This is a genomic window from Streptomyces plumbidurans (assembly GCF_019857225.1).
In the GTDB taxonomy this organism is placed as follows: domain Bacteria; phylum Actinomycetota; class Actinomycetes; order Streptomycetales; family Streptomycetaceae; genus Streptomyces; species Streptomyces plumbidurans.
On record NZ_JAFJSY010000126.1, the window covers coordinates 1 to 10147 of the forward strand.

9 protein-coding genes are annotated in these 10147 nt (G+C 71.4%); all 9 read left to right on the forward strand.

The window, feature by feature from the left end; genetic code table 11:
• The coding region (locus JYK17_RS38835; RefSeq protein WP_222812243.1) for a flavodoxin-dependent (E)-4-hydroxy-3-methylbut-2-enyl-diphosphate synthase at positions 1 to 605 on the forward strand (605 nt) is incomplete at its 5' end.
• Positions 606 to 723: 118 nt separating this feature from the next.
• Positions 724 to 1728 (forward strand): LacI family DNA-binding transcriptional regulator, encoded by a 1005-nt coding sequence (locus tag JYK17_RS38840; RefSeq protein ID WP_128801772.1) that lies wholly within the window; start codon positions 724 to 726, stop codon positions 1726 to 1728.
• Positions 1729 to 1897: 169 nt separating this feature from the next.
• Positions 1898 to 3064 (forward strand): ABC transporter substrate-binding protein, encoded by a 1167-nt coding sequence (locus JYK17_RS38845; protein ID WP_234548181.1) that lies wholly within the window; start codon positions 1898 to 1900, stop codon positions 3062 to 3064.
• Positions 3065 to 3067: 3 nt separating this feature from the next.
• Positions 3068 to 4174, forward strand: coding sequence for an ABC transporter ATP-binding protein (locus JYK17_RS38850; protein WP_108016036.1), 1107 nt, complete (start codon positions 3068 to 3070; stop codon positions 4172 to 4174).
• Entirely contained in the window at positions 4171 to 5070 is a 900-nt protein-coding gene (locus tag JYK17_RS38855) for an ABC transporter permease (RefSeq protein WP_108016035.1), read from the forward strand. The genes JYK17_RS38850 and JYK17_RS38855 overlap by 4 nt, the downstream gene beginning before the upstream one ends.
• Positions 5070 to 5963 (forward strand): ABC transporter permease, encoded by an 894-nt coding sequence (locus tag JYK17_RS38860; RefSeq protein ID WP_206660149.1) that lies wholly within the window; start codon positions 5070 to 5072, stop codon positions 5961 to 5963. Before JYK17_RS38855 ends, JYK17_RS38860 begins: the two co-directional genes overlap by 1 nt.
• 144 nt (positions 5964 to 6107) lie before the next feature.
• Positions 6108 to 6956, forward strand: a complete 849-nt coding sequence (locus tag JYK17_RS38865) for a GNAT family N-acetyltransferase (RefSeq protein WP_108016034.1) — start codon at positions 6108 to 6110, stop codon at positions 6954 to 6956.
• 54 nt (positions 6957 to 7010) lie between these two features.
• A complete protein-coding gene (locus tag JYK17_RS38870; RefSeq protein WP_222812244.1) occupies positions 7011 to 7577 on the forward strand; it encodes a GNAT family N-acetyltransferase in 567 nt (188 codons plus the stop codon).
• Positions 7578 to 7684: 107 nt separating this feature from the next.
• Positions 7685 to 9388 carry a proline--tRNA ligase gene (locus tag JYK17_RS38875; RefSeq protein WP_222812245.1) on the forward strand — a complete coding sequence of 568 codons (1704 nt, stop codon included), beginning with the start codon at positions 7685 to 7687 and terminating at the stop codon, positions 9386 to 9388.
• The last annotated feature ends 759 nt before the right edge of the window (positions 9389 to 10147 follow it).

Consider the following 10147-nt stretch of genomic DNA (forward strand, 5'->3'; position numbering starts at 1 on the left):
ACATCAAGATCTCGGTCAAGCACAACGACCCGGTCGTGATGATCGAGGCGTACAAGCAGTTGGCCGCGCAGTGCGAGTACCCGCTGCACCTCGGCGTGACCGAGGCGGGCCCCGCCTTCCAGGGCACGATCAAGTCGGCGGTCGCCTTCGGCGCGCTGCTGTCGCAGGGCATCGGCGACACCATCCGCGTCTCCCTGTCCGCGCCTCCCGTCGAGGAGGTCAAGGTCGGCATCCAGATCCTGGAGTCCCTGAACCTCAAGCAGCGCGGCCTGGAGATCGTCTCCTGCCCCTCCTGCGGCCGCGCCCAGGTCGACGTCTACAAGCTCGCCGAAGAGGTCACGGCCGGCCTCACCGGCATGGAGGTCCCGCTGCGCGTCGCCGTCATGGGCTGCGTCGTCAACGGCCCCGGCGAGGCACGCGAGGCCGACCTCGGTGTCGCCTCCGGCAACGGCAAGGGGCAGATCTTCGTCAAGGGCGAGGTCATCAAGACCGTCCCGGAGTCGAAGATCGTCGAGACCCTCATCGAAGAGGCGATGAAGATCGCCGAGCAGATGCAGGACGACGGAGTGTCCTCGGGCGAACCGTCGGTCTCGGTCACCGGCTGACCGGCACCCGCCCCGGGATCTTCCCGACTCTTCCGGCGCCAGCTACTTTCTCCCTCAGGACCGTCACGGGAAAGCGCTCCCTCGTGCGGTGTCGACGGCAGACCTGAGGGAGGGGCCGATGGCCATGGCGAAGCCCTCGCGGGCCCGGCGGATCACCATTGCCGACGTCGCCCGCGCCGCGGACGCCTCCGTGTCCACGGTCTCGCGGGTGCTCAACGGCATCGGCACCGTCGACCCCGCGCTCGCCGAACGAGTACGCCTGGCCATCGAGGAACTCGGCTACCGGCCCAGCGCCGCGGCCCAGGGGCTGGCCCGGGGCCGCTCCGGCACCATCGGCGTGCTCGTGCCCGACCTCGCCAACCCGCACTTCAGCGATCTGGTCAAGGTGTTCTCCGCGACCGTCCGCGACCTCGGCGCACGCGTCCTCGTCATGGACTCCGACGAGGACCCGGCCGTCGAGCGCGAGCTCGCCGAGGACCTCGTCCGGTACGCCGACGGGCTGCTGCTGTGCGCGCCGCGGATGCCCCGCGCCGACCTCGCCGCCCTGGTCGCACGGGGTCTGCCGCTGCTCGTGGCCAACCGCCAGGAACCCGGCCTCGCCCTGCACTCGGTCTGCATCGACGTCCACGCCGGACTGCTCGCCGTCTGCGGCCACCTCGCCCAGCTCGGCCACCGCAAGGTCGCCTACCTGGCCGGCCCCGAGGGGTCGTGGGCCAACCGCGAACGGCTGCGCGCCCTGTCCGGCGCCCAGGCCTTCGGCCTGGAGGTGACCGTGCTGGCCTGCGGCTCGCTCACCGACGACGGCTACGCCGCCGGACCCGCCGTCCTCGGCACCGACGCGACCGCCGTCATCGCCTACAACGACTTCGTCGCCCTCGGACTGCTCTCGCGGCTCGCCGAAGCAGGCGTGAGCGTCCCCGGCGACCTCTCGCTCACCGGCTTCGACGAGATCGACCTCGCCCGCTACTCCTCGCCCCCGCTGACGACGGTAGCGGTTCCCCGGTCCGAGCTCGGCCGGGCCGCGGGCGAGGCGCTGGCGCGGCTGATGGCCGGCGAGGACGACATGGAGTCCCGCACCCTGCCCGTTGAGCTGCGGGTTCGTGAATCCACGGGGACGGCCTGAGCGCAGGTCCTTGACAGCTCCGATGTATCGCAGGACCGTGTTCCCGCAAACGGACTGAGAAAGCGCTGTCTCACCGCCGGGGCCGCCCCGGCCGAAGCCTGCTGGAGCCGCCGTGTTCCGTACGCAGAACAGGTCCCGCCTCCTCCGACACCCCGCACCCCGGTTGGCCGTGGCGGCTCTCCTGGTTGTCGGTGCCGTAGCCGCCTGTGGGGCTCCCGACGACAAGTCATCCGATGACAAAACGGGACAGAAGATTCCCGCCAAACCCGCGAAACCCGTCGACCTGGACATCCTCGACGTCGCGGGCAACCTCCAGCTCACCCAGGGCATGATCGACGACTTCCGGCGGCAGCACCCGGACATCGTCGGCAAGGTCACCTACTCCAAGGCCCCGGCCCCCGACCTCGCCGGCAAGATCAAGGCGCAGCAGCAGGCGGGCCGCGTCCAGATCGACCTGGTGCTCACCGGCACCGACGGCCTGGCCGCCGGCCTCTCCCAGAACCTCTGGTCCGACCTGGCCGCCCACAAGAACCTCATCGGCACCCCCGACTACCTGCCGCCCGCCGCCGACATGGCGAAGCTCGCGCAGGGCAAGGGACAGGCGATCGTCTACTACCCGTCCGGGCCTCTCGTCGAGTACGACCCCGGGAAGGTCACGTCCCCGCCGAAGACGCCGCAGCAGCTGCTCACCTGGGCCAAGGCCCACCCCAAGCGCTTCCAGTACGCCGACCCCGCCAACTCCGGCCCGGGACGCACCTGGTTGATGGGCCTGCCGTATCTGCTCGGCGACAAGGACCCCACCGATCCGGAGCACGGCTGGGACAAGACCTGGGCGTATCTGAAGGAGCTGGACAAGTACGCGGCGCCGTACGCCTCCGGCACCACCGAGACCATGAAGAACCTCGCCTCCGGCCAGGTCGACATGATCATGAGCACCACCGGCTGGTACATCAACCCGCGCGCCCTCGGCACCGTCCCGAAGAAGATGGCGGTCGGCCACTTCGACGACATGACCTGGGTGACCGACGCGCAGTACGCCGTCGTCCCCAAGGGCGTCAGCGCCGACGTGATGTCCGCCGACCTCAACCTCATCAAGTGGATCCTGACGCCGAAGCAGCAGGCCAAGGCCTACGACGACGGCTACTTCTACCCGGGGCCCGCCGTCAAGGACGTACCGCTGTCGCTGGCGCCCGCCAAGTCGCAGAAGACGATCGAGACGTACGGGGACAAAGACTTCGACTCCTGGATCGACCAGTTCCCGAAGAAACCGTCGCTCCCGGCCGAGCAGCAGGTCACCGCGTTCGACCTGTGGAGCCGCAACGTGGCGGGCGGCTGAGGCATGGCACGGTTCGACACTCTGCGACTCGAACGCGTCTCGCGCAGCTACGGCCGGCACCGGGCCCTGCACGAACTGGAACTGGAGATATCCGGCGGGGAGTTCGTCGCCCTGCTCGGGCCCTCCGGCTGCGGCAAGTCCACCGCGCTCAACTGCCTGGCCGGGCTGCTGCCGCTGACCGGCGGCGCGATCCTGCTGGACGGTACGCGCATCGACCAACTCGCCCCCGAGCGGCGCGGCTTCGGCATGGTCTTCCAGAACTACGCCCTGTTCCCGCACATGAGTGTGCGCGGCAACGTCGCCTTCGGGCTGAGGATGGCCCGGGTGCCGAAGACCGAGGCCGCCGAACGCACCGACCGCGCCCTGGAGTTGGTGCACCTGACCGAGCACGCCCACAAGCGCCCCGGACAGCTCTCCGGCGGACAGCAGCAGCGCGTCGCCATCGCACGGGCCGTCGTACTCGAACCGCGGCTGGTGCTCATGGACGAACCGCTGTCCAACCTGGACGCGGCCCTGCGCCTGGAGATGCGCGCGGAGATCAAGCGCTTGCACCGGCAGCTCGGACTGACCACGGTCTACGTCACCCACGACCAGGAGGAGGCGCTGTCGCTGGCCGACCGGCTGGTGGTGCTGCGCGACGGCCGCACCCAGCAGATCGGCACCCCCGAGGAGGTCTACGGGCGACCCGCCAACCGCTATGTCGCGGGGTTCATGGGCTACCGCACGATGCTCGACGCCCGCGTCGTCGCGACCGACTCCAGCCGGGCCCAACTGGAGATCGCGGGCACCCGGCTGACCGGCCTGGACCGCGACGGCACGCGCGCCGGGGCGGTGGTGGTGGCCGCCGTACGGCCCGAGGACATCGATGTGACGACCGGGCCCGACGGACTGGCCGCACGGGTGGAGGTGGTCGAGTACCACGGGCGTGAACTCGCGGTCCGGGCAGTCCTGCCCGACGGTCAGCTCGTGCACTTCCGCACCCGCGAGCGGCTGGCCCCCGACGACGCCGTCCGGCTGGCCGCCCCCGCCGACCGGGTGCTGGTGTTCACGGCCGACGAGGACCGTACGGCCGAGCCCGCCGACGACGAGCCCGCGGTGACCGCCCCATGAGCGCGCCCACCACCGGCGCCCGCCCCGCACTCCGCCACCGCCTGGCCGAACGCGGCGTGGACCGCACCCTGTTGCTGCTCGCGCCCGGCGTCGTCTTCCTGGTGCTGCTGTTCTGCTATCCGTTCCTCTACGGACTCCAGCTCTCCTTCCAGCCCAAGGACGGCGGCGGTCCGCTCGCCGACTACCGGCGCTTCTTCGAGGACGCGTATCTGCGCGGGACGATCTGGACCACCCTGAAGCTGGCCGTGCCCGCCGCGCTGATCAACTGCCTCGCCGCGGTCCCGGTCGCCTTCCGCACCCGCCGCCCCTTCCGCGGACGCCGGCTGCTCACCACGCTGCTCGTCATGCCGATCACCCTCGGCACGGTCCTCACCGCCGAGGGCCTGCTCGGCTACCTCGGCCCGAACGGCTGGCTGAACAAGAGCCTGCACGCCCTCGGCCTGGTGGACCAGCCCCTCCAACTGGTCCACAACTACTGGGGAGTTCTGGCCTCCCTGCTCATCACCGGCTTCCCCTTCGCCTATCTGCTCACCCTGTCGTACCTGACCGGCATCGACCCCAGCCTGGAGCAGGCGGCGGCCACCCTCGGCGCGGGCCGCCTGCACCGCTTCCGGTACATCACGCTGCCGCTGCTCGCGCCGGGCCTCGCGATCACGTTCTGCCTCTCCTTCGTGCTGGCCTTCGCGGTGTTCCCGTCGGCGCAGCTGGTCGGCGACCCGCGCGGCGCCACCCACGTGATCTCCATCGAGGCCTACCAGGCGGCCTTCCAGAAGTTCGACTACCCGCTCGGCTCGGCGATCGCGATGGTCATGGCCGCCGTGATGCTCGCGGTCGTGGTACTGGTGCTGGCCTGGCGGTCGCTGCTGTACCGCGGTTCGACGGGAGGCAAGGGCTGATGGCGGCGGACGTACTCACCAAGTCCCCCGAGGAGCAGGGGACTTCGGGACCCAACCGGCGCAGCCCGCTGCGCAAGCCCGCTACCTGGGTCGCCGTCGTCGTCTTCGGCTTCTTCTTCCTCAACCTCGCCGGAGTGGTCGGCGTCCCCGTCGCCGACTCCTTCGGCACCCGCTGGTTCACCAGCTGGCTGCCCGAGGGCTGGACGACCCGGTGGTACGGCGAGGCCTGGCACGAGTTCGGCCTCGGGCAGGTCTTCTGGACGACCGCCCTGGTGTCCCTGCTCGTCGTGGCGATCTCGGTGGTGCTCGGCGTACCCGCCGCCTACGCGCTCGCCCGCCGCGACTTCCCCGGCCACCGGCTTGTGCTGCTGCTGTTCCTGCTGCCCATCCTGGTGCCGCCGCTGACGTACGGCATCCCGCTCGCGACCGTCCTGTACAAGTTCCACCTGGCGGGCACGCTGAGTGGTGTGGTGCTGGCCAACCTGGTGCCGTCCGTGCCGTTCGTCGTGCTGACGATGACGCCGTTCATCGAGCAGATCGACCCGCGCATCGAGGCGGCCGCGCGGATGTGCGGGGCCCGCACCTGGTCCGTGCTGCTGCGGGTGCTGGCGCCGCTGTTGGTGCCCGGCATCCTCGCCGCCTCCGTGCTGGTCCTCGTCCGCACGGTCGGCATGTTCGAGCTGACCTTCCTCACCGCAGGACCCGACAGCCAGACCCTCGTCGTCGCTCTCTACTACGCCGTCTTCTCGGCCGGTATCCGTACCCAGCAGTCCATCGACGCGATGGCCGTGATGTACACCCTGTCGATGCTCGTCCTGCTGGTGATCGCCCTGCGCTTCGTCAATCCGACCCAGCTCGTCACGCGGGTCAGGGAGGAGCGTGGCCGCGACTGAACCGCCGCGGGACGGCCCGCGCCGGCCGCCCCCCGAGCCACGGCCGGCGCCCCTGCCCCACCGTGCCGGCCCACAGGGCGGCGCGCCGCAAATTCGGCAGGTACAGTGCGGAGATCAGCAGAACCCGCAGCGTGAGGCCCCCGCGTGTTGACCCAGACCACCTCCCGGGTGCTCGAACCGAGCGACCTGGACGCCGCGCTCGCCGTCCTCGACCGCGAGCCGGTCGCGAACGCCTTCGTGACGTCGCGGGTCCAGGTCGCGGGCCTCGACCCCTGGCGGCTCGGCGGCGAGATGTGGGGCTTCTACGAGGAGGGCATGCTGACCTCCCTGTGCTACGCGGGCGCCAACCTCGTCCCGATCTGCGCCACCCCGCGCGCGGTGCGCGCCTTCGCCGACCGCGCCCGCAGGGCCGGCCGCCGCTGCTCGTCGATCGTCGGTCCCAGCGAGTCCACCACCCGGCTGTGGCAGCTGCTCGAACCCAGCTGGGGCCCCGCCCGCGAGGTCCGCTCCCACCAGCCGCTCATGGTCACCGACCGGATGCCCGACCACATCGCCCCGGACCCCTATGTCCGCCGCATCCGCAAGGACGAGCTGGAGGCGATCATGCCGGCGTGCGTGGCGATGTTCACCGAGGAGGTCGGCGTCTCACCGCTCGCCGGTGACGGCGGCCTGCTCTACCAGGCCCGGGTCGCCGAACTCGTCGGCTCCGGCCGCTCGTTCGCCCGTCTCGACGAGCACGGCAAGGTCGTCTTCAAGGCCGAGATCGGCGCCGCCACCACCCAGGCCTGCCAGATCCAGGGCGTCTGGGTGGCCCCCGAGTACCGCGGCCAGGGGTACGCGGCACCCGGCATGGCGGCCGTGCTCCGCTACGCACTGGCCGACGTGGCCCCGATCGTCAGCCTCTACGTCAACGACTTCAACACCCCGGCCCGCAGGGCGTACCTCAAGGTGGGCTTCAAAGAAGTCGGCGCCTTCACGAGCGTCCTGTTCTAGCCGCACCTCACAGTGCTGTTCTGACGCCCGTACAAGCCCTGTAGTCTCCCCGGCATGCTGCGTTTTCCCGGTCACGGACACCGCCGGCCCGACGACGTCGTGATCGGCCCCCTCGACCTGTCCGCCCGGATCGACGAGGCGCTCGCCGTGCAGGCCCTGGCCTTCGGACTCGGCTCCGACGAGGTCGCCGTACGCCGCCAGATCGTCCTGCGGCACATGACCTACCCCGGAGCCCGCGCCCTCGGCGCCACCAGCAAGGGCCGCCTGCTCGGCTTCGTCTACGGCATGCCGAACGACCGCGCGCACTGGTGGTCCACCGTCGTGGAGCCCTATGTGCGCGCGCAGGGGCACGAGGACTGGCTCGACAACTCCTTCGTGATCACCGAGCTGCACGTCCACCCCGACCACCAGAACCGCGGTCTGGGCCGCGCCCTGATCACCGACATCACCGACACCGCCGCCGAGCCCCGCTCGATCCTCTCGGCGATCGACGTCGACAGCCCGGCCCGCGGCCTCTACCACTCCCTCGGCTACCAGGACCTGGCCCGCCAGGTCCTCTTCCCGAGCGCCCCGAAGCCGTACGCCGTGATGGGCGCCCCGCTCCCGCTGCGGCGCCGATAACCAATTTCCGCCGGAACCGGCCCCCCGGCTAACCTCCTGCCATCATCCTCCCCCACTCTCGGCTTCGCTCGAGCGGGGGGACCCCCAGCAGCAGGAGTACGAGAACCATGGCGAACGCACCGGTCCAGCGCATGTCCCAGTTGATGGCGAAGACGCTGCGTGACGACCCGGCGGACGCCGAGGTCCTCAGCCACAAGCTGCTCGTCCGCGCCGGTTACGTGCGCCGCACCGCGGCCGGCATCTGGAGCTGGCTGCCGCTCGGCAAGAAGGTCCTCGGCAACATCGAGCGGATCGTCCGCGAGGAGATGGACGCGATCGGTGCCCAGGAGGTGCTGCTCCCCGCCCTGCTGCCGCGGGAGCCCTACGACGCGACCGGCCGCTGGGACGAGTACGGCCCCGAGCTGTTCCGCCTCAAGGACCGCAAGGGCGGCGACTACCTCCTCGGCCCCACCCACGAGGAGATCTTCACCCTGCTCGTGAAGGACCAGGCGTCCTCCTACAAGGACCTGCCGGTCATCCTGTACCAGATCCAGCACAAGTACCGCGACGAGGCCCGCCCGCGGGCCGGCATCCTGCGCGGCCGCGAGTTCCTGATGAAGGACTCGTACTCCTTCGACACCGAGGACGAGGGCCTGGCGGAGTCCTACGCCCTGCACCGCCAGGCCTACCAGCGCATCTTCGAGCGCCTCGGCCTCGACTACCGCATCTGCGCCGCGACCGCGGGCGCGATGGGCGGCTCCAAGTCGGAGGAGTTCCTGGCCCCCGCCGAGGCCGGCGAGGACACCTTCGCGGACTGCCCGAACTGCGACTTCGCCGCCAACACCGAAGCGATCTCCTACGAGTTGCAGCCGGTGGACGGCTCCGGCGCCGGGCCCGTCGAGGAGCTCGACACCCCGGACACCCCCACCATCGAGAGCCTCGCCACGCTCCTCGGCGTCCAGGCCTCCGAGACCCTCAAGAACCTCCTCGTGAAGGTCGACGGCGAGATCGTCGCCATCGGGGTCCCCGGCGACCGCGAGGTCGACCTGGGCAAGGTCGAGGCGCACTTCGCGCCGGGCACCGTCGAGATGGTCACCGAGGCCGACTTCGCGGGCCGCCCCGACCTGGTCCGCGGCTACGTCGGCCCGCAGGGCCTGGGCGAGAAGGTCAAATACATCGCCGACCCGCGCGTGGCCCCCGGCACCACCTGGATCACCGGCGCCAACAAGCCGGGCGTCCACGCCAAGAACGTCCAGGCCGGGCGCGACTTCGAGGTCGCGGAGTACGTCGACGTCGTGGTCGTCCAGGACGGCGACCCCTGCCCGAAGTGCGGCACCGGGCTCAAGCTGGACCGCGCCATCGAGATCGGCCACATCTTCCAGCTCGGCCGCAAGTACGCCGACGCCCTCAAGCTCGACGTCCTCGGCCAGAACGGCAAGCCGGTCCGCGTCACCATGGGCTCCTACGGCATCGGCGTCTCCCGCGCGGTCGCGGCCCTGGCCGAGCAGACCTCCGACGAGCAGGGCCTGTGCTGGCCCGCCGAGGTCGCCCCGGCCGACGTGCACGTCGTCGCCGCGGGCAAGGCCCTGCAGACCGAGCTGGCGCTCGACGTCTCGGAGAAGCTGCGCTCCGCGGGGCTGCGCGTCCTGGTCGACGACCGGGCCGGGGTCTCCCCGGGCGTGAAGTTCACCGACTCCGAGCTGATCGGCGTACCGAAGATCCTGGTCGCCGGCCGCCGCGCCGCCGACGGCGTACTGGAACTGAAGGACCGCAGGACCGGTGAGCGCGAGGAGCTGACGGTGGACGAGGCGATCGCCCGCCTGACGGCGTAGTCCATGGTCCCTCCCGCGGCGACTCGGCGTTGCCGCGGGAGGGCGAGCGCCCCGCCAGGGGCGCGGGGAACTGCGCGACCAACCACGACGAACCCGCACCCGACGCACCACCCTGCCCGCCTGACGGCGTGGGCCGCAGCCCTCCTGCGACGACCAGGCGAGCGCCCCGATAGGGGCGCGGGGAACTGCGCGACCGGCCACGACGAGCCCGCGCCGGACGCACTACCCGTCCCGCCTGACGGCGTGGGCCGCAGCCCTCCTGCGACGACCAGGCGAGCGCCCCGATAGGGGCGCGGGGAACTGCGCGACCGGCCACGACGAGCCCGCGCCGGACGCACTACCCGTCCCGCCTGACGGCGTGGGCCGCAGCCCTCCTGCGACGACCAGGCGAGCGCCCCGATAGGGGCGCGGGGAACTGCGCGACCGGCCACGACGAGCCCGCGCCGGACGCACTACCCGTCCCGCCTGACGGCGTGGGCCGCAGCCCTCCTGCGACGACCAGGCGAGCGCCCCGATAGGGGCGCGGGGAACTGCGCGACCGGCCACGACGAGCCCGCGCCGGACGCACTACCCGTCCCGCCTGACGGCGTGGGCCGCAGCCCTCCTGCGACGACCAGGCGAGCGCCACCGATAGGGGCGCGGGGAACTGCGCGACCGGCCACGACGAGCCCGCGCCGGACGCACTACCCGTCCCGCCTGACGGCGTGGGCCGCAGCCCTCCTGCGACGACCAGGCGAGCGCCACCGATAGGGGCGCGGG